We start from the raw sequence: 18,785 nt of genomic DNA, 5'->3' as shown, positions 1-18,785 counted from the left end.
CTGGTCGAGCCACGAGCGGTAGGTCGGCACGTGCGCGCCCGACTCCGGCACGTGCGACAGGAACGCATCGGCGAGGAAGACGATCTCCTCCTCCGCCTCGAGGGCGTACATCGGGTGGATCGCGAACAGCTCGGGAGCGAGCTGCTGGGTCTGCTCCTGCCGCTCGAGCCCGGCCGCGACCCTCGGGTCGGGGGCCGACGACGCCAGGTCGAGGTCGAGCGGCGGAGCGACCTGGAGGACCTCCCACCCGCGCACGCTGCGGAGGCGTGGGTCGGCCGCCAGCAAGCGCTGGGCGAGGGTCGTGCCGGAGCGCATCATCCCGACCACGACGATCGGGTCACTGACGTCCTCGTCGAGGATCTCCGGGTGGCGGCGCACCCACTCCTGGGCGCGCAGCCGCATGCGCAGGGAGTGCACGACGCCACCGCCGAGGATCATCGCGCCGATCTCGTGCAGGCCGGCCGAGCGGTAGGCGTCGAGCAGCACCCCGAGCGGCTCGTCGAACGATGCGGTGCCGCCGGGCCCGAAGTCGTCGAGCCCCTCCTTGCGCCGCGCCGCGGCGACGACGGAGGGGACCGAAAGACGCTCTGGTGGTGTCATGAGCGCGCAGCCTATGCTCCACGCCGTGACCGACAGTGCTCGCGCGATCGAGAACCTGCTCCACACCTACGCCCTGCGCATCGACGCCGGCGACCTCGACGGGGTCGCCGACCTGTTCGCCCACGGGCGGATCCTCGGCCAGGAGGACGGCCCGCCGGAGACGGTCTTCGAGGGACGCGACGGCGTGCGCGCGATGTATGAGATGGCGACGCGTCTCTACGACGACGGCACGCCCAGGACGAAGCACGTCACGACCAACGCGATCATCGACGTCGACGACGACGCCGGCTCCGCGACGGCGCAGACCAGCTACCTCGTCACCCAGGCCACCGACGACCTGCCGCTGCAGATCATCATCACCGGCCACTACCGCGACACGTTCCAGCGCCTCGACGACGTCGACGGTGCGGCGCGGGGCACGGGTCGCTGGTGGTTCGACTCGCGCACGATGTACGTCGACCAGGTCGGCGACCTGAGCCATCACCTCAAGTGGTGATCACCGACGGTGGTCGAGGTGCGAGCGCAGCGGCCCCAACGGTGGTTGAGGTGCGAGCGCAGCGGCCCGAACGGTGGTTGAGGTGCGAGCGCAGCGAGCCTCGAAACCCCGTCACCCGAAGGCATCGACCCCGGTCAGCTCGGCCGACCACGCCCACAGCCGCTCGGCCTCGTCGGGGTCGACGGCGTAGCGCTTGACCCCGCGCGAGTCGCTGCCGCCGTCCTCGTCGTCGCCCGCCCACGGCGCGACGTCACAGTCGACCAGGTAGGCGCCGCCGTGCCCGACGAGCAGCGGGCTCGTGGCAGCCCAGACCGCGGTGGCCGCCCCCTGCTCCGGGGTCTTGAACTCAGGGATCGAGACGTTCCCGTCGGCGTCCGGCGCCAGGAGCGCGGCCACGTCCTCGTCGGTCAGGTGCTTGCCGAGGTTGGTGAGGATCGCCCCGGGGTGCACCGAGCTGGCCTGCACGCCACGCGCACGACCGCGCGCGTCGAGGCCGACGGCGAAGAGCACGTTGGCGGTCTTCGACTGGCCGTAGGCGAGCCACTTGTCGTAGTCGGACTCCAGCCACGGGTCGTCCCACCGCATCGGCGAGTAGTAGTGCCCGGACGACGACACGCTCACGACTCGTGCACCCTCGGCGACAGCCGGCCAGAGGTGGTTGACCAGGGCGTAGTGCCCGAGGTGGTTGGTCGCGAGCTGCATCTCCCAGCCGCGATCGGTGCGGGTCTCGGGCAGCGCCATGATCCCGGCGTTGTCGATGACCAGGTCGAGTCGCCGACCGGCGGAGACCACGTCGGCGGCGTACGACGCCACCTGCTGCTGGTCGGCGAGGTCCATCGCGGCGACCTCGACGCCGGCATCGACCAGGTCGCCGAGGGTGCGACGCGCCTCGTCGGGGCGCCGTGCCGGGGCGAGCACGCGCGCACCGGCACCGACGAGGGCCCGAACGATCTCGAGGCCGATCCCGGCATACCCGCCGGTGACCAGCGCGGTGCGCCCGCCGAGGTCGATGCCGTCGAGGACGTCGGCGGCGGTGCTCGTGGCGCCGAAGCCGGAGCCGAGCGGCCTCTGGTCGGGCAGGTCTGGCCGGAAGGAACCGGTGGGCCCGGTCGGGATCGAGGACATGGCGGTGACCCTAGACCGAACGGAGGCCCGAGGTCTGTCGAGCGTGGGTCAGCCGGCGATCGCCATCACGTCGCGCAGGCGCAGCAAGCCGTCACGGATGCGTGTCTTGGCGGTGCCGAGCGGGATCCCGATGATGCCGGCGACCTCGGTGTGGGTGCGTCCTTCGAAGTAGGCCAGCTCAATCGCGGAACGCTGCAGCTCGGTGAGCTGACCGAGCGCTTCGCGCACCCGGTCGGCGTCCATCGAGGCGTCCGCGGCGGCGCTCGTGGGGTCTTCGCGACCCACCCGTAGCGGGTCGGCCTGGCGCTCGTAGACCTCTTCGCGGTTGCTGCGCGACTGCGAGGAACGCACCTGGCTCACGGCCGTGCCGTGCACGATCATCAGGATCCAGGAGATCGCACTCCCGCGGTCGCCGTCGTAGCGGGCCGACTGCTTCCAGACCTGGAGGTAGGCCTCCTGGACGGCGTCCTCGGCCTGCGCCCGGTCCCGCAGGACACGCAGCGCCAAGCCGAACGCGCGAGCCGACGTGGCGTCGTAGACCTCCGCGAAGGCGTCCTGGTCCCCCGCGGCGCAGCGGCGCAGCGCGACGGCGAGGCCGGACGGCGCGCCGACGGCACGCTCGTCGGGGAGGCCGATGGGCTCCTCGGAAGCGTTCGTCATGCGATGGGGGTGGAGGTCACAGTGAGGTCCAGGGGTAGCCGAACAGGTGCCCGCCCTTGCCATGTTCCGAGCGAGTGCCCTCACCGTAGCGCCCGGAACCCCGATCGGCGCTTCACCCCTAGTCAGAGGATCGTGCGAACCCCCCAGGGGGTTGCTACACTGGTGGGGCACCGTCAGACCAGGTGCGACGACCACTCACGACCGCCCCGCGAAGGAGCACGACATGGCTGACTTCACCCTACGAGCCACCACCACGTTGTCCTACGACGAGACCGTTGCCACCGTCCGCGACCTGCTCGATGACGCCGGGTTCGGCGTGCTGACGGAGATCGACATCAAAGCCACGCTGAAGAAGAAGCTCGACGTGGACGTCGCACCTCAGATCATCCTCGGCGCCTGCCGACCGCAGCTGGCCCACGTCGCGCTCCTGGCCGAGCCCGCCATCGCCGCCCTGCTGCCGTGCAACGTCGTGGTGCGCTCCCTCGAGGAGGGTGGCACCGTCGTCGAGGCCATCGACCCCGACGTGATGATGTCCGTGGCCGGCGAGGGCGCCGCTGCCGACGACCTGCGCACCGTCGCCACCGATGCGCGCGAACGCCTGGCCAAGGCGCTGGCGCAGCTGCCCGGCACCACCACCGAAGGAGACAACTGATGGACCTGCAACCCGACGAGATGAAGGCGATCATCACCCGCATGAAGCGGGCCAACGGGCACCTCGCGAGCGTCATCCGGATGATGGAGGAGGGCTCGGACTGCGAGTCCGTCCTCACCCAGCTCGCCGCGGTCAACAAGGCGATCAGCCGCAGCGGCTACGCGATCGTCGCCACCGGCCTGCAGAACTGCCTCATGGACGGCGACGGCGTCGACAGTGTCGACGTCCAGAAGATGGAGAAGCTCTTCCTCGCCCTGGCCTGAATCCACACCGCCCCCCTCGGGGTGACGACCGAACCCGGCACCCAGGCCCTACGCTCCGGGGGTGAGCACGCCGACTGATCGTCCCGAGCCCGAGCTCGAGGAAGCCTTCGACCGACTCGTCGACGAGGGACGCGAACGCCTCGAGCGACCGATGCTGGCGCTCGTCTCCACCGGACTGCTGGGCGGGATCGACGTCGGCTTCGGCGTCCTGGCCTACCTCGTCGTCAAGGAGCACACCGGCGACACGATCCTGGCCGGGATCGCCTTCTCGATCGGGTTCGTCGCTCTGCTGCTCGCGCGCAGCGAGCTCTTCACCGAGAACTTCCTCGTGCCGGTCACCGCCGTCGCTGCCCGCAGCGGAACGCTGCTCGGGCTGGGGCGACTGTGGGTCGTCACGTTGGTGACCAACATCGTCGGCGGGCTGCTGATCATGTGGATCCTGGTGACAGCCCGCCCAGACCTCCACCCGACGATCGTCGAGGTCGGCACCCACTACGCCGAGCTGGGCGTCAACGGCGAGAGCTTTGCGCTGGCCGTGCTCGCCGGCGCCGTCATCACGCTGATGACCCGCATGCAGCACGCGACCGACAACCTCGGCGTCCAGATCATCCCCGCGATCCTCTTCGGCTCTCTGCTCGCCGGAGCCGAGCTGTTCCACTGCGTGCTCGACTCGTTGTTCATGCTCGGCGGACTCCTCGCGGGCGCCGACTACGGCCTCGGCGCCGCGGCCGGCGCCGTGGCCTGGGCCCTGCTCGGCAACGTCGTGGGCGGGGTCGGGCTGGTCACCGGCATCCGGCTCCTGCGGGTGCCGCGCAAGGTCGAGGAGGAGCGCGCCCATCCGGAGTAGGTGCGGCTGGGCCACACCGACCCCATGAGCGGGGTCAGTGCAGTGGTCTTGAGCTGGAGACCCGCCGCTCCCGAGCCCGCCCGTGGGCGGGACCCCTGGTGGGGCCGACCGTTCAGCGGTCTCCGGCGACCAGCGTCTCGAGCGTCAGCTCCGGGTGGTCACGCTCGACCACGCTGATCCGCCACTTGTCGGGGGCGAGCACGAGCAGCGTGCCGTCGCCTCGCTCGAGCACCTCGAGACCGCGCACGGCGCTGAGTCCGGCGACCGACGCGGCATCGGTACGGCGTGCCTGCGTGTAGCCGAGCGTCTCCAGCCGGATCGGAGCGCCGAACTCGGCCTCCATGCGCGCCTGGGCGACCTCGAACTGCATCGGACCCACCGCAGCGAGCACCGGCGACTGGTTGCCGCGCAGGTCCGAGCGCAGCACCTGCACGGTGCCTTCGTGGTCGAGCTGCTCCATGCCCTTGCGGAACTGCTTGAAGCGGCCGGCGTCGGCCGAGGTGGCCACGGCGAAGTGCTCGGGCGCGAACGACGGGATCGGCGGGAAGTCGACCGGCTCGTCGAGGTAGATCGTGTCGCCGACGCGCAGCGCGTTGGCGTTGACCAGACCGATGATGTCGCCGGGGAACGCGGTGTCGAGCACCGAGCGCTCCTTGCCGAACAGGGCCTGGGCGTACTTGGTCGCGAACGGACGCCCCGACTGCGCGTGGGTGGCGACCATGCCGCGCTCGAAGACGCCCGAGCAGACCCGGGCGAACGCGACGGTGTCGCGGTGGGCGGAGTTCATCCCGGCCTGGACCTTGAAGACGAACGCGCTGAACGGCGCGGCGACCTCGCGGACCTCCGCCGGTCGGCCGTCCTCGTCGGCCTTGCCGAAGCGGAACGCCGGCGGCGAGGGAGCCAGCTCGACGAGGGTCTCGAGGATCGCGGCGACCCCGAAGTTGGAGATGGCCGAGGCGAAGAGCACCGGCGTGGTGAACCCGGACAGGAACAGCTCCTGGTCGTGGTCGGAGCCGTCGGAGGAGAGCAGGTCGGACTCCTCGACCGCCGCCGTCCAGGCGTCGCCCTCGCGGGCGGCCGCGGAGTCGGCGTCCATCCGCTCCTCGGGCGCGCGCGTCGCGCCCCCCGCCGTACGGGTGTAGGCGACGTAGGTGCCGCTGCGTCGCTCGAGGACGCCCCGGAAGTCGCCGGCGATGCCGACCGGCCAGGTGAGCGGCGTGGGCTGGAGCTCGATCTGGTTCTCGATCTCCTCCATCAGCGCGAGCGCGTCGAGGCCCGGGCGGTCCCACTTGTTGATGACGGTGATGACCGGGATGCCGCGCGCCTTGCAGACCCGGAACAGCTTGAGCGTCTGCGGCTCGAGGCCCTTGGCGGCGTCGATGAGCATGACGGCGCAGTCGACGGCCGAGAGCACGCGGTAGGTGTCCTCGGAGAAGTCGGAGTGGCCGGGGGTGTCGACGAGGTTGACGACGTGGTCGCCGTAGGCGAACTGGAGCGCCGCGGAGGTGATCGAGATCCCGCGCGCCTTCTCCATGTCCATCCAGTCCGAGACCGTCGAGCGGCGTCCCGACTTCCCGTGCACCGCGCCGGCCTCGTTGATGACCTGTGCGTGAAGCGCCAGCGCCTCGGTCAGCGTCGACTTACCGGCGTCGGGGTGGCTGATGACGGCAAAGGTACGACGGCGTGCGGCCTCGCGGGAGACGTCGGCGGCGAGCCGCTCGTCGGCGCGCTCGGTGGCCCGGTCGGTGGCAGGAGCAGTGGGCTCGGTCTCGGAGGAAGTCACAGTGCCCCGATTCTAGGAGAGAGCGCGAGGAACGTCAGATCCTCCGTGCCGGTCGGGGCTGGCTACGGTGGCGCCATGACGACCACCTGGGCCCACGACCTCCTCGAGGGCCGCATCACTCCCCCGCCGGCCGCCGTCCTGCTGGGCTTCGACCTGCGCGCCTTCGACCCCGGAGCCCGCACCATCGAGATCGGTTTCACCGCACGGGCGGAGTTCCTCAACCTCGCCGGGCACGTGCAGGGCGGTCTGCTCTGCGCGATGCTCGACTCGGTCCTCGGGTCCGTCGTGGTGGCCACGCTCGACGAGGGCGAGTGGGCGCCGACGACCGACCTGCACACCCAGTTCCACTCCCCCGGGCTGGCCGGGCCGATCGTCGGGCACGGCCGGGTCACCCGGCGCGGACGACGGATCGCCTTCGCGTCGGGAGAGCTCGTCGCACCCGACGGTCGCCTGATCGCAACCGCGGTGGCGACGTCCGCCATCACGTCGTCCAAGCCCACGACCTGAGGCGCCCTGGTCGGCGCCTGATCAGGGCCCTAGTCAGCAGGCGGCGCGGCGACCTCGTGGATCGGCTCGTCGGGCAGCCTCTTGATCCGCTTGCTGCGCTTGCGGCGGCTGGGGATCATCGAGCGCATCTCCTCGAGCTTGCCGAAGCACAGCAGCCGGTCGCCGGCCTCGAGCACGTGGCTGCTGTTGGGGTTGGGGATGACGCTGGTGCCGCGCTGGAGCGTCAGCGCCGAGATGTCGCGCTCGCGCAGACCGGAGTCACCCAGCGACTTGCCGACGAGGTCGGAGGCGCCCTGCACGGTGATCTCGGCGACGCCGTAGCCGGTCGAGACCGTCAGCCGCTGACGGACGTCGATCTCGGGGAAGGCGACCTGGTTGTCGATGAAATCGATGATCGAGCCGGCGACGTCGAGCTGGGTGGCCCGCTCGATGCCCTCGAGCCCGGGTGAGGAGTTGACCTCCATCACCTGCGGACCATCGGCGCCCTCGAGCATGTCGACGCCCGCGACGCGCAGGCCCATGATCTGCGCCGAGCGCACCGCTGCCTTCTCGAACTCAGGGTCGAGGTCGACCTTCTCGACGGCGCCGCCGCGGTGGACGTTGGAGCGGAACTCGTCGCCCTGGGCCACGCGCCGCATCGCAGCCACGACGCGGTCGCCGACGACGAGGGCACGGATGTCACGACCCTTGCTCTCCTTGACGAAGCGCTGAATCAGGACGTTCTGCTTGGTGCTGTGGAGGGTCTCGATGATCGCTTCGGCGACCTTGATGTCGGGGGCCAGGATGACGCCGATGCCCTGGGTGCCCTCGAGCAGCTTGATGACCACCGGCGCACCGCCGACCCGCTCGATCGCCGGGATCACGTCGGCGCGGTCGCGCACGAACGTCGTGGCCGGCATCCCGATCTCGTGGCGCGACAGGATCTGGGTGGCGCGCAGCTTGTCGCGCGAGTTGCTGATGCCCCACGAGGTGCAGGGCGTGTAGACGTCCATCTGCTCGAACTGCCGCACCACGGCGGTGCCGAAGTAGGTCACCGAGTTGCCGATGCGGGGCAGGATGGCGTCGTAGGTCGAGAGCTGCTTGCCCCGGAACTGCAGGGCGGGCTCGTCGCCGGCCAGGTCGATCCCGAAGCGCAAGGTGTTGAGCACCTTCACGTCGTGACCCCGGTCGAGCGCGGCCGTGCGCAGTCGCTGCGTACTGTACGACCGAGGCGCGCGGGAGAGGATCGCGAGTTTCACGTGGGGTTCACCAACTGATGACGAAGGGACAGGGCATCGTGCCGATCGACGGGCCAATCGATAGGCCGACAGAACCTTCCTACACCCTCGCGGGTTGGCGGGAGTGGGTGAGTCTCCCCGATGCCGGCGTCGAGTGGATCAAGGCCAAGCTCGACACCGGAGCACGCAGCTCGGCGATCCACGCCTTCGACCTCGAGGAGTTCGAGCGCGACGGCGCCGCCTGGGTCCGCTACTCCGTGCATCCCTGGCAGGCCACCGACGACGACGCCGTCCAGGTCGAGAGCCCGGTGCTCGACACGCGTGAGGTCCGCAGCTCCTCGGGCCACGCCGAGAGTCGCCTCGTGGTGCCGATGACGCTGCGCCTGATGGGCCGCGACCTCACCGCCGAGATGACGCTGAGCAACCGCGACGAGATGGGCTTCCGGATGCTCGTCGGACGCGAGGCGCTGCGTCAGGGCCTGGCCGTCGACCCGGCCCGCTCCTACCTCGGCCCACGCCCGCCCGCCGTCGTACGACGTCGCAACCGGGGGCGGTGACCTGATGGCTCGTCCCTCCTTCGAGATCGGCACCGTCCGGGTGCGCCCCGGTCTGCGCCGCGCGCTCACGCTCCCGATCACCCGCCTGGTCACCGGCGCCGACGTCGACCTCCCCATCCGCGTCGTGCACGGACGCGAGGACGGCCCCACGATCTGGATCAACGCCGCCATCCACGGCGACGAGGCCGTCGGCGTCGAGGTGATCCGACAGGTGCTGGCAGACCTCGACGCCAAGACGCTGCGCGGCACCGTCATCGCCATCCCGATCGTCAACGTGCTCGGCTTCATGATCGGCAGCCGCTACCTGCCCGACCGTCGCGACCTCAACCGCTCGTTCCCGGGCTCCGCGCGCGGCTCGCTCGCAGGCCGGATCGCGCACCTGATGATGACCGAGGTCGTCGACAAGTGCACCGTGGGCATCGACCTGCACACCGGGTCCGACCGACGCACCAACCTGCCGCAGATCCGCACCGACCTCGAGGACCCCGAGACGCGTGAGCTCGCTGCCGCGTTCGGTGCACCGATCATGATGCACGCCAAGCTGCGCGACGGCTCGCTGCGCTACGCCGCCCGCGAGCGCGGCGCCAAGGTCCTGCTCTACGAGGCCGGCGAGGCGTGGCGGATGGACGACTGGGCGATCGACGCCGGTGTCGCCGGCGTACGACGGGTGCTCGCCGCCCTCGACATGACCGACCCGGTCGCCGACGACGACCCGCCGACCAGCGCCGAGAGCTGGCGCAGCGGCTGGGTGCGCGCCCGTGGCACGGGCATGGTCCACCTCGACGTACGGCTCGGCCAGGAGGTCACCAAGGGTGAGCGCATCGGCGGGCTCTTCGACTCCCTCGGCCGACGCGTGCGGCTGATCCACGCCGACCGCAACGGCCTGGTCGTCGGGCGCACCGAGGCACCGGTGGTCAACTCCGGCGACGCGGTGGTGCACATCGCCGAGCTCGGTCCGGTCGACTAGCAGCCGTCGTCAGGGCTGGAGCGCTGCGAAGCGCTCGCGTGCGGTCTCCGAGAGCGGAGCCGGCCGACGGGTCGCGGCGTCCATCTGCACGATCACGGTCTCAGCGCGCGCGACGATCCGGCCGTCCTGGTAGAGCGCCTGCTCCATGCCGACCGAGGTGGTGCCGAGGCGCTGCACCCGTGTGCCGACGTCGACCTGGCCGGGCCAGAGGATCTCGCCGAGGAAGTCGAGGGTCAGCCGAGCGATGACCCACTCGAGGCCGTCCTCGTTGAGGTCGTCGTTGACGTCACGCAGCACCTCGATGCGCCCGGTCTCGAGCAGCGTGGCGAAGACGGCGTTGTTGACGTGGCCCTGACGGTCGGTGTCGCCGTAGCGCAGCTTGTCGTGGCTGTGGGCGGGGAAGTCGGCGAGCGTCGGCTGATCATTCACGCTGCGCATTGTGCCGTCCACCGACGACAGCACCGGGCTCTGGGGCGCCGTCGCGAGCCAGGTGCCGCGTGACGCGTCACGTGATGCTTGCCGCCGGCTCAGCCGGCTCAGCCGGCCGCCAACGCCGATCCGGCGATCCAAGCTGCTCCAAGCAGCCCTGCGAGGCAGCACGCACCAGCTCGCGACGCGAGGAGATGCCGAGCTTCGCGAGCACCTTCCCGATGTGGCTCTGCACCGTTCGGTGAGATATCACCAGGAGGTCGGCGATCTCGGAGTTGGAGCACCCCTCCGCCGCCAGCCGGGCGATCCGCACCTCGGTCGGGGTGAGCGCGTCCCAGCCCGACTTCGGGCGCGACCTCGTCCCCCGCACCCCGGTCACGATGCCGACACGTCGGAACTGCGCTCTACGCCACGAGACCTCGGCGACAGCGTGCAGCTCGCCCCAGATGTCAAGAGCTTCGTGGGCGCTGGCCCTGGCCTCGACGGTGCGCCCAGCACCGGCCAGGAGCGTCGCCGCCTCGGCCGCGGCGTGCGCCACGTCGGGACGCCGCAGGGAGCAACGGGCCTCACGCAGCCCCTCCAGGGCCAGGTCCGGATCCGCCTCGGCCAGCGCGCGAGACCGCATCGCCCACGACCTCAGGCTGGGCACCCCCGGGTGGCGAAGCTCGATGGTCTCGGAGAACCTCACCGCCGACTCGACCACGTCAGAGCGACCCCTGTCCCGGGCCAGGCGAGCGATCGTCGGGGCAAGTGACGCCTGGTCGAGAGACAGCCCACGCTCCTCAAGGTCCGTCCACAATTCGCAGGCCAGCAGCGCACTCCGGTCCGGCGCGTTCTCCCGCTCCACGATCATCATCTCCAGGCGAGCAATGCCGTCGTCCTCCAATGTGGGCGAGCCGCCGCCGCCCAGCTGCACCGCGTGCTCCAGGTGCCTCCTAGCCGTGGTGGGCCCCTCCTGGTGGAGGGCGACGTGGGCGCACACCAAGGACGGCTCGACCCACACGCGGGCGCGGTCCTCGCGGGCGAGGATCTCACTGGCTCTCGAGTCGGCGAGGGCGGCTACCCAGTCTCCGCGAGCCAGGTGCTGCACCGCTCCGGTGACGAGCAGCAGCTGGAGGCCGTTGCCGTCACCCGACGCCTGCGCGGCCGCGAGCCCGGCAGCGAGGAGCTCATCGGCCAGGTCGTGGCGGTCGTGGTGGTAGGCCGCGTGCGCAGCTGTCGCGTGCGGGTACATCGCATACGTCTGTCGCTGGTCGCCGGCAAGCTCCACGGCGTGCGTCGCCGCTGCGTCGTACTGGCTCAGCTCGACCAGGTCGTGGAGTCCGGTGCCGAGCAGCAGCAGTGTCTCGGCCTCGGCCGACGACTCTTCTTCGTCACCGGCCGGCTCGACCTCCTCGCGACCGATCGTCATCACCCCGCGAGGGTCCTCGCGCACACCCGGCTCGAGCCGGTGGCCGGCCACGGCGTGCCGGGGCGCGGCCCCTGGGTCCGTCGGGACCACGAGCTCGGCGCGGAGCCGCCCCCTCGGCACGACATCGAGGAGCCCGGGCTGTGGCACGGGGCCCGCGTCATCCACCAGCCCCGTCGCCTCGTGGCGCACGTCGACAGCGCTGAAGTCGCCGGTTCGAGAGGAACGCAGGAAGTGCTCGGCCACCACCACCGGGGAGGCGCAGACCTCGCTGAGCCTCAGAGCCGCGTCGCGGTGGGCGGCGGCCCGGACCGGCGCGGGCACCTCCCGGTAGACCGCCTCGCGCACCAGGTCGTGGGTGAAGGCCAGATGATCGTCGACCACGACGAGCAGACCAGTGCGGCTCAGCTCCTCGATCTGGGGCATCAGCTCTGCCGTGGCCCGGCCGGTGAACGCGACGAGATCGGTGACCGAGAAGCGGGCCCCGAGGATGGAGCAGTGGGCGAGCAGGACTCGGGCAGAAGCCGTCAGGAAGCCCAGCCGACCCACGACTGCGGAGGCAGCGGGACCGATCCACCCCGCACCCGTCAGCTCGGCCGGGCCGGTCGGCCCCCGGTGGATCGCGCCGTCGGCCTGCATGCAGGCCACGAGCTCGAGCACCATCGCGGGGTTTCCCGCTGCGCGCCCGATCTCCTCTCGCAGTCGGTCACCGGGGGGTGAGTCGATCAAGCGCGACACCAGCTGCGTGACGGACTCGCCGTCAAGGGCTCCCAGCGTGAGCAGGAAGGCGAAGCCACTCAGTGAAGACAGACAGACGTCGACCTCGGGGCGCTGCGGGATCGGTCGGATCGTCGCCAGCACCGCGACCGGGTGGGCATCGTGACCACGGGCCAAGCGCGACAGCACGGCGAGAGTACCGACGTCGGCCCAGTGCAGGTCCTCCATCAGCAACATGAGGCGCTCTCGGGCACGCACCCGATCGATCAGCTCGAGCCACGCATCGACGCTGCCCGGCACGGCCCCAGCGGTGAGGATCCCCAGCCCGGACATCGCCTCACAGAGCGGGGCGAATGGCTGCGCCATCTCGAGCTCGCGAGCCGAGCCTCGGGCCACACGGAACGTTCCAGCAACTCGACTCGAGAGCTGGGTCGCCAGCGCCGACTTCCCGATGCCGGGAGGCCCTCGGACGAGCACCACCGGTGAGGGACTCGTCAAAGCGGTGAGGGCGGCTGCCAGCTCGGCGTCGCGCCCGACGAGGACGTCATGAAGTGCCCGAGCGATCTCCCCCATCGGCCGAGTATGCCAGAAGATCACCCGCTCCCCGAGGTCGATTTGACAAGTACTGAAAATTCGATATAGGCCACCGCGGCGGATGTTTGTCGACCCCTCAGCATCGAGGGTTGAACTCCGCGAACACGAGACCTGCAGGAGAGTCATGTACACCGGCCTAGAACGTGAGCTCGCTCTTCAACATCGGCAGGACACCCTCAAGGCCGCCTCACATCGGCGGCTCGTGCGCGAGGTCCGCCAAGCCAAGAAGGCCGCGGTCATCACGTCACCCGGCCCCGTCAGGGAACCCTGGTTCCGACGGGTCGCGCACTGGTCCCACGCCCACCGGCCGGTCATCCATCCACGAATCGTCCACTAGGTGTGATGACGAGGCGCGGGCGGCCGCGGCGGTGCGGCGCACTAGGCTGAGCTCGTGCCGACCCGGACCAGAGCAGCGACCTACGCACGTCGCCGCAAGCGCCGCATGAGCAAGGTCGAGCACGACCTCACCGACCTCCAGTGGTCGCGTCTGCAGCAGGAGTGGGGCGGGTGCGCCTATTGCCTGGAGCCGGTCGAGGCTCTCCAGAAGGACTGCGTCCTGCCGATCTCGCGCGGCGGCCGGTACACCGCCGACAATGTCGTCCCGGCCTGCCGGTCGTGCAACGCGAGCAAGTGCAATGCCGAGGTCACCACCTGGCTGCGGCGCAAGAAGCTCGACGAGGAGCAGTTCCTCGTGCGCTGGCACCAGGTGCTCCGCGCACTGACGCCCTCGGAGTCGTACGACGACCCGTCAGCCCTGGACGCGTGACCTCTCGGTGGTGCCCACCAGACCGGCGGCGGCCTCGAGCGCCTCGATCTCGCCATGGAACGCCGCCAGGATCGTCTCGGGATCGGGGATCACCGCGGTGTCGGTCTTGAAGCCGATCCGCACGGTGCCGGCATAGGTGAAGCTGCAGGTGCCGAGCGTCTGCTCCCCTGATCCGGGAACCCAGCCGAGCAGACCGGAGATCCTGGTGCCGGCGAGGTAGCGGGCCTCACGCGGCCCGGGCACGTTGGTGGTCACCCCGGTCGCCTTGGCAGCGAAGAACGTGACGAGCGATCGGTTGAGCCGGGTGCCGAGCAGCCCGATCGCATGGATCAGGCTGAAGGTGATGACGGGCTCCGGTGAGGCCTTGATCGCATCCATCCGACGCTTCGTCTCGGCCAGGCGGCGCGAGGCCTCCCCCGGACCGGCGGGCAGGCTCAGCATCACCAGGGCGAACCGGTTGCCGAGCTCGCGTGGCAGCGGGAGGTGGAGCGGGCGCAGGTTGACCGGGATCATCGTCGGCAGGTCGACCGCACGGCCACCGTGTCCCTGCTGGTAGCCGGCCAGCGCGCCGGCCAGCGCCGAGACGAGCACGTCGTTGACGGTGGCGCCGGAGTGCGTGGCGATGGCCTTGATCCTGGCCAGCTCCAGCGGGGCCGACCAGACGGCCTGCTTCTCGCGACCGGCGATCCCGGCGACGGCGCTCTCGGGGTTGCGGGTGAACAGCAGCTTCTTCAGCACCCCGATCCCGCTCAGGCCCAGGCGCAGGCCGGTGAGGAAGTTGGAGCGGATCCGCGCCGGGCGCAGCAGCTTGGGCACCTCGGGCGCGGCACGGCGCGCGGCCTGGACGACCTCGGAGAGCAGGTGGTGACGACCGTCGGGGTGGAAGGAGCCATCGCGGTCGCCCTCGGCCTCGAGGTCGGTGAGCGAGAAGAGCACCTGCGTCAGCGCGATCCCGTCGGCCAGCGCATGGTGCAGACGCACGAAGATGGCCGAGCCCTCGGCGAGGCCCTCGATGAGGTGGATGTCCCACAACGGCCGGTCCCGGGGAAGCGGGGTCGCCAGGAAGCCCCCGACGTAGTCCTGGAGCGCACGGTCGTCCCCGGGGGCGGGCAGCCGGACCTCCCGCACGTGGCGGCTCAGGTCGATCTCCCCCACGTCGCGCCAGCGCGCGCGGCCGCGACCGCGGCCCCAGCGCCGACGACCGTCGACGGGCTGGCGAGAGAAGACCGGGTAGAGCTCCAGGAGTCGGGTGCGCACCACCTGCTCGAACCGCGCCCGATCGACGGGGCCGTCGAGGAACATCAGGCACTCGATCACCATCAGGTTCTGGGGTCGGTCCATGTTCAGCCAGATGGCATCGACCGGGGCCACGCGATGTTCACTCACGGTCCGAGCCTTCCACGCTCGTCCAACTCGCCTCCAAACCGGGGCCGATGGCTTAGAGTCGCCACAGGAAACGCCGCGTTCCCCCCCGACGTGGCGTCACTCGGGACCTGCTGAGGGGATGCTCATGACACAGGCGACGAAGTCGCTCGAGGACGTCGCCGACCTCGGCCCCCAGATGATCTACTCCTTCGATCTCCAGGGCGTCTGCACGCTCTCGGTGGGTCCGGGGCTCGCGGGGATGGGTCTGAAGCCCGGCCAGCTGGTCGGGCAGAACCTCTTCGACCTCTACACCGAGCCCGACATCGCTGCGACGCTGCGCCGCGCCCTGACCGGCGAGAGCTTCACGATCCGCAACAACGTCGACGGCCTGGACCTGCGCACCACCTTCGAGCCCGTCCACGGCTCGGACGGCGCCTTCGAGGGCGTGGTGGCCGTCTGCACGGACCTGACCGACTACGAGCGGGCGCGCGAGGACCTCACGCGGTTCAAGGCTCTCGCCGACGACTCCCCCAACCTGATCTCGATCATGGACGACCGCGGCCAGCTGAGCTATGTGAACCCCCGGCTCGCCGAGCTGCTCAACCTCACCAGCTCCACCGTGTGGGCCACGGCCGAGGCGCTCGTCGGGGAGAACCAGGCCGAGGAGCTGCACGCCCGCGTGCGCAGCGGCGAGCGGTGGTCGGGCGACCTCGTGCTCCACCTGCCGACCGGCGAGATGGTCGTGCGCGGACAGCTGTTCCCCCTCCACGACGCCATCGGGGACCGCCAGCTCGGCACGGGCTGGATCGCCCAGGACATCACCGAGCTGCGCGCTGCCAACACCGACCTGAAGCAGTTCCGCGCCCTGGTGGACGCCTCGAGCGACTTCATCGCGATCGCCGGTCTCGACGGGTCGGTGCGCTACGTCAACCCGGCCGGGCGATCCATGGTCGGCACGTCCGCCGACGCCGACGTGTCCACGACCACGATCAGCGACTACCTCACGCCCGACGGGATCGAGCGGTCCCAGCAGGTCGAGCAGCCGGCCGTCATGAAGGACGGGCGCTGGCACGGCGAGTCCACCCTGCGCTGTGCCGACGGCTCCGCCGTCCCGGTCGAGATCTCGAGCTTCGTCGTCCCCGACCCCGACACCGGCGAGCCCTCGGCGCTGGCGACCGTGCAACGCGACATCAGCGCACGCCTGGCTGCTGCGAAGACGCAGAAGGAGTTCGTGGCACTCGTCGCCCACGAGCTGCGCACCCCCCTGACCTCCGTCAAGGGCTACATCGAGATCGCCTGCGAGTCGCTCGAGCACCCGGTCCCGGCCGGACCCGCCCAGCTCGCTGCTCAGCTGAAGGTCGCGACCCGCAACATCGTGCGCATGGAGAAGCTCGTGGAGCAGATCCTCAGCGTCGCCGGTGAGAACAGGCACCGCGATGACCGGCGTCGCCGCTCGGACCTCGTCACGCTCGTGACCGAGGCGGTGGAGTCTGCTCGTCCCGGTGTGGAGGCCAAGGGGCTCGAGTTCACCCTGACCACGTGCGAGCCCCTGCACCTGACGTTGGACGAGGCGTTCGTCGAGGTCGTCGACAACCTCGTGTCCAACGCTGCCAAGTACACCCCCTCGGGCGGTCGCGTCGACGTGGCGCTCTCCCGCGAGGGCCACGACGCCGTCCTCGTCGTCGCCGACACGGGCGCCGGCATCGCCCCCAGCGAGCGCGAGCTGATCTTCGAGAAGTTCGTGCGAGGCGACCTCGTCGCGCGTCAGACCATTCCTGGTCTCGGGCTCGGGCTGTTCATCACCCGGGAGATCGTGCAGAGCCACGGGGGCCGGATCAGCGTGGGCGACCGACCCGGAGGCGGCACCCGCTTCGAGGTCCGCCTGCCGCTGACGCCGGCACCCGCACCACAGTGCGGTGCACCTGATCAACCCACCTGATCGACCTCACCGCACAGACGACGCGACCGCCGACTGTTGCCTCACACGTTGAAGCGGAACTCAACCACGTCGCCGTCGGCCATGACGTACTCCTTGCCCTCGATGCGCACGCGGCCCGCCTCCTTGGCCTTCGCCATCGAGCCGGCGGCCATCAGGTCGGCGAACGAGACGATCTCGGCCTTGATGAAGCCCTTCTGGAAGTCGGTGTGGATCACGCCGGCTGCCTCGGGCGCGGTGGCGCCCTTCTTGATCGTCCAGGCCCGCGACTCCTTGGGACCAGCGGTCAGGTAGGTCTGCAGACCCAGGGTGTCGAAGCCGACGCGGGCCAGGGTCTCGAGACCGGGCTCGGCCACGCCCATCTCGGCGAGCATCTCGCGGGCCTCATCGTCGTCACCGAGCTCGACGAGCTCGGCCTCGAACTTGGCGTCGAGGAAGATCGCCTCGGCGGGCGCGACCAGGGCGCGCATCTCGTCCTTGAGCGCCTCGTCGGCCAGCTCGTCGGCGTCGCAGTTGAAGACGAAGATGAAGGGCTTGGCCGTCAGCAGCGAGAGCTCGCGGATGAGCTCGCGGTCGACGTCGGTGCTGCTGATCGGGGTGCCGGCCTCGAGGTGAGCCAGGACCTCCTTGGTCGCGGCGAGGTTGGCGGCGAGCTCCTTCTTGGTGCGCGCCTCCTTCTCGAGCCGCACGACGGCCTTCTCGACCGTCTGGAGGTCGGCCAGGACCAGCTCGGTCTGGATCGTCGAGATGTCGCTGGAGGGGTTCACCTCGCCGTCGACGTGGGTGACGTCCTCGTCGCGGAACACCCGGGTCACCTGGCAGATCGCCGAGGACTCGCGGATGTGCGAGAGGAACTTGTTGCCCAGGCCCTCGCCCTGCGATGCGCCTGCCACGATGCCGGCGATGTCGACGAACTCGACGGTCGCGGGCAACAGCTTGGCCGATCCGAAGACCTCGGCCAGCTGCGGCAGGCGGTCGTCAGGGACCCCCACCACCCCGACGTTCGGCTCGATCGTGGCGAACGGGTAGTTCGCAGCGAGGACGTTGTTCTTGGTGAGGGCGTTGAAGAGGGTCGACTTGCCCGCGTTGGGGAGACCGACGATGCCGATGGTGAGTGCCACGAGCCGGGAGTCTACGGAGCCGACACCCCCAGGTCACTTCGCCGAACGACGGTTGTGGTCGTCGGTGACAATCGACACGAGACGCAGACCACACCACCAGCGAGCGGAGCCACCGTGACCGACACCACCGCCGATCCCGTCCTGAACCCCGACGACTCCCCTTCCTCGGACTTCCTCGGCTTCGAGCTGCTCCTCGAGGACCAGGACCGCGAGCTGCTCAGCCGGGTGCGTGGCTTCATGAACCAGGTCGTCGAGCCGGTGATCAACGACCACTGGATCCGGGCGGAGTTCCCGCACCACCTCATTCCCCAGATCGCCGAGCTCGGCATCGCCGGCCTGGCGTACGACGGCCCCGGCTGCCCCGGGCGCGGTGCGCTCGTCGACGGCCTGGTCGCCATGGAGCTGAGCCGGATCGATGCCTCGATCGGCACCTTCATGGGGGTGCACGGCGGCCTGGCGATGGGGTCCATCGCCCTGTGCGGCTCCCCCGAGCAGCAGGAGCGCTGGCTGCCGGCGATGGCCCGCATGGAGCAGATCGGCGCCTTCGGGCTCACCGAGCCCGACGTGGGGTCAGCGATCTCGGCCGGCCTGGAGACCTCGGCCCGCCGCGACGGTGACGGATGGGTGCTCAACGGTGCCAAGAAGTGGATCGGCAACGCCTCGTTCGCCGACATCGTCATCATCTGGGCCCGCGACACCGACGACGGCCAGGTCAAGGGCTTCGTGGTCGAGAAGGGCTCCGAGGGCATGACCTTCCAGGTGCAGCAGGACAAGA

General features: G+C 70.3%; 19 protein-coding genes and 1 pseudogene. 10 read left to right on the top strand and 10 right to left on the bottom strand.

Going from position 1 to position 18,785, the window contains the following annotated elements:
- On the bottom strand, positions 1–600 hold a 600-nt coding region (locus VOI19_RS01555; protein ID WP_323791196.1), incomplete at its 3' end, for a sulfotransferase.
- Between VOI19_RS01555 and VOI19_RS01550 the strand changes: the two genes are divergently transcribed.
- A complete protein-coding gene (locus VOI19_RS01550) occupies positions 599–1,096 on the top strand; it encodes a nuclear transport factor 2 family protein (protein ID WP_323791195.1) in 498 nt (165 codons plus the stop codon). The genes VOI19_RS01555 and VOI19_RS01550 overlap by 2 nt on opposite strands.
- Positions 1,097–1,207: 111 nt before the next feature.
- On the opposite strand, the gene VOI19_RS01545 is transcribed toward VOI19_RS01550, so the two are convergent.
- Together VOI19_RS01545 and VOI19_RS01540 are read right to left on the bottom strand one after the other, a co-directional pair.
- Positions 1,208–2,221: an oxidoreductase gene (locus tag VOI19_RS01545; protein WP_323791194.1), complete on the bottom strand. Its 1,014-nt coding sequence runs from the start codon at positions 2,219–2,221 to the stop codon at positions 1,208–1,210.
- Between the two features lie 48 nt (positions 2,222–2,269).
- Positions 2,270–2,881: a sigma-70 family RNA polymerase sigma factor gene (locus VOI19_RS01540; RefSeq protein WP_323791193.1), complete on the bottom strand. Its 612-nt coding sequence runs from the start codon at positions 2,879–2,881 to the stop codon at positions 2,270–2,272.
- A 223-nt stretch (positions 2,882–3,104) separates the two neighbouring features.
- On the opposite strand from VOI19_RS01540, the gene VOI19_RS01535 reads away from it, so the two are divergent.
- From VOI19_RS01535 to VOI19_RS01525, 3 genes are all read left to right on the top strand, one after another.
- Positions 3,105–3,533 carry a DUF302 domain-containing protein gene (locus tag VOI19_RS01535; RefSeq protein WP_323791192.1) on the top strand — a complete coding sequence of 143 codons (429 nt, stop codon included), beginning with the start codon at positions 3,105–3,107 and terminating at the stop codon, positions 3,531–3,533.
- Positions 3,533–3,796, top strand: coding sequence for a metal-sensitive transcriptional regulator (locus VOI19_RS01530; RefSeq protein ID WP_323791191.1), 264 nt, complete (start codon positions 3,533–3,535; stop codon positions 3,794–3,796). The genes VOI19_RS01535 and VOI19_RS01530 overlap by 1 nt, the downstream gene beginning before the upstream one ends.
- A 61-nt stretch (positions 3,797–3,857) precedes the next feature.
- Entirely contained in the window at positions 3,858–4,643 is a 786-nt protein-coding gene (locus tag VOI19_RS01525) for a formate/nitrite transporter family protein (protein ID WP_323791190.1), read from the top strand.
- A gap of 112 nt (positions 4,644–4,755) precedes the next feature.
- On the opposite strand, the gene VOI19_RS01520 is transcribed toward VOI19_RS01525, so the two are convergent.
- The gene (locus VOI19_RS01520) at positions 4,756–6,426 is read right to left on the bottom strand and encodes a peptide chain release factor 3 (RefSeq protein ID WP_323791189.1); all 1,671 of its coding nucleotides are present in this window, start codon (positions 6,424–6,426) and stop codon (positions 4,756–4,758) included.
- A 75-nt stretch (positions 6,427–6,501) separates the two neighbouring features.
- On the opposite strand from VOI19_RS01520, the gene VOI19_RS01515 reads away from it, so the two are divergent.
- On the top strand, positions 6,502–6,933 hold the full coding sequence (locus tag VOI19_RS01515; protein WP_323791188.1) for a PaaI family thioesterase: 432 nt from the start codon (positions 6,502–6,504) through the stop codon (positions 6,931–6,933).
- 29 nt (positions 6,934–6,962) lie between these two features.
- Here the strand turns inward: VOI19_RS01515 and VOI19_RS19350 are convergent, their stop codons facing one another.
- Together VOI19_RS19350 and VOI19_RS01510 are read right to left on the bottom strand one after the other, a co-directional pair.
- Complete coding sequence (locus VOI19_RS19350) at positions 6,963–7,238, bottom strand: cation:proton antiporter regulatory subunit (protein WP_416366309.1); 276 nt, start codon at positions 7,236–7,238, stop codon at positions 6,963–6,965.
- A 72-nt stretch (positions 7,239–7,310) separates the two neighbouring features.
- Positions 7,311–8,171, bottom strand: a pseudogene (locus VOI19_RS01510) (ATP-grasp domain-containing protein); the annotation flags it as partial.
- 38 nt (positions 8,172–8,209) lie between these two features.
- On the opposite strand from VOI19_RS01510, the gene VOI19_RS01505 reads away from it, so the two are divergent.
- Positions 8,210–8,707 carry an ATP-dependent zinc protease gene (locus tag VOI19_RS01505; RefSeq protein WP_416366308.1) on the top strand — a complete coding sequence of 166 codons (498 nt, stop codon included), beginning with the start codon at positions 8,210–8,212 and terminating at the stop codon, positions 8,705–8,707.
- 4 nt (positions 8,708–8,711) lie between these two features.
- Positions 8,712–9,674 carry a succinylglutamate desuccinylase/aspartoacylase family protein gene (locus VOI19_RS01500; protein ID WP_323791185.1) on the top strand — a complete coding sequence of 321 codons (963 nt, stop codon included), beginning with the start codon at positions 8,712–8,714 and terminating at the stop codon, positions 9,672–9,674.
- A gap of 9 nt (positions 9,675–9,683) precedes the next feature.
- Here the strand turns inward: VOI19_RS01500 and VOI19_RS01495 are convergent, their stop codons facing one another.
- Both VOI19_RS01495 and VOI19_RS01490 read right to left on the bottom strand, forming a co-directional pair.
- Positions 9,684–10,103: a thioesterase family protein gene (locus tag VOI19_RS01495; protein ID WP_323791184.1), complete on the bottom strand. Its 420-nt coding sequence runs from the start codon at positions 10,101–10,103 to the stop codon at positions 9,684–9,686.
- Positions 10,104–10,179: 76 nt separating this feature from the next.
- Positions 10,180–12,801, bottom strand: coding sequence for a LuxR C-terminal-related transcriptional regulator (locus tag VOI19_RS01490; RefSeq protein WP_323791183.1), 2,622 nt, complete (start codon positions 12,799–12,801; stop codon positions 10,180–10,182).
- Positions 12,802–13,213: 412 nt separating this feature from the next.
- Between VOI19_RS01490 and VOI19_RS01485 the strand changes: the two genes are divergently transcribed.
- Positions 13,214–13,588: an HNH endonuclease signature motif containing protein gene (locus tag VOI19_RS01485; RefSeq protein WP_323791182.1), complete on the top strand. Its 375-nt coding sequence runs from the start codon at positions 13,214–13,216 to the stop codon at positions 13,586–13,588.
- On the opposite strand, the gene VOI19_RS01480 is transcribed toward VOI19_RS01485, so the two are convergent.
- Positions 13,571–14,974, bottom strand: coding sequence for a wax ester/triacylglycerol synthase family O-acyltransferase (locus VOI19_RS01480; RefSeq protein WP_323791181.1), 1,404 nt, complete (start codon positions 14,972–14,974; stop codon positions 13,571–13,573). The two genes, VOI19_RS01485 and VOI19_RS01480, sit on opposite strands and share 18 nt — an antisense overlap.
- A gap of 124 nt (positions 14,975–15,098) precedes the next feature.
- Between VOI19_RS01480 and VOI19_RS01475 the strand changes: the two genes are divergently transcribed.
- On the top strand, positions 15,099–16,892 hold the full coding sequence (locus VOI19_RS01475) for an ATP-binding protein (RefSeq protein ID WP_323791180.1): 1,794 nt from the start codon (positions 15,099–15,101) through the stop codon (positions 16,890–16,892).
- Positions 16,893–16,933: 41 nt separating this feature from the next.
- Here the strand turns inward: VOI19_RS01475 and ychF are convergent, their stop codons facing one another.
- The gene (gene ychF / locus VOI19_RS01470) at positions 16,934–18,010 is read right to left on the bottom strand and encodes a redox-regulated ATPase YchF (RefSeq protein WP_323791179.1); all 1,077 of its coding nucleotides are present in this window, start codon (positions 18,008–18,010) and stop codon (positions 16,934–16,936) included.
- 114 nt (positions 18,011–18,124) lie between these two features.
- On the opposite strand from ychF, the gene VOI19_RS01465 reads away from it, so the two are divergent.
- On the top strand, positions 18,125–18,785 hold a 661-nt coding region (locus tag VOI19_RS01465; RefSeq protein ID WP_323791178.1), incomplete at its 3' end, for an acyl-CoA dehydrogenase family protein.

It is taken from the genome of Nocardioides sp. (genome assembly GCF_034670285.1).
Lineage (GTDB): Bacteria > Actinomycetota > Actinomycetes > Propionibacteriales > Nocardioidaceae > Nocardioides.
The sequence above is the reverse complement of the archived record's forward strand: the minus strand, read 5'-3'. Positions and strand labels throughout refer to the sequence as shown.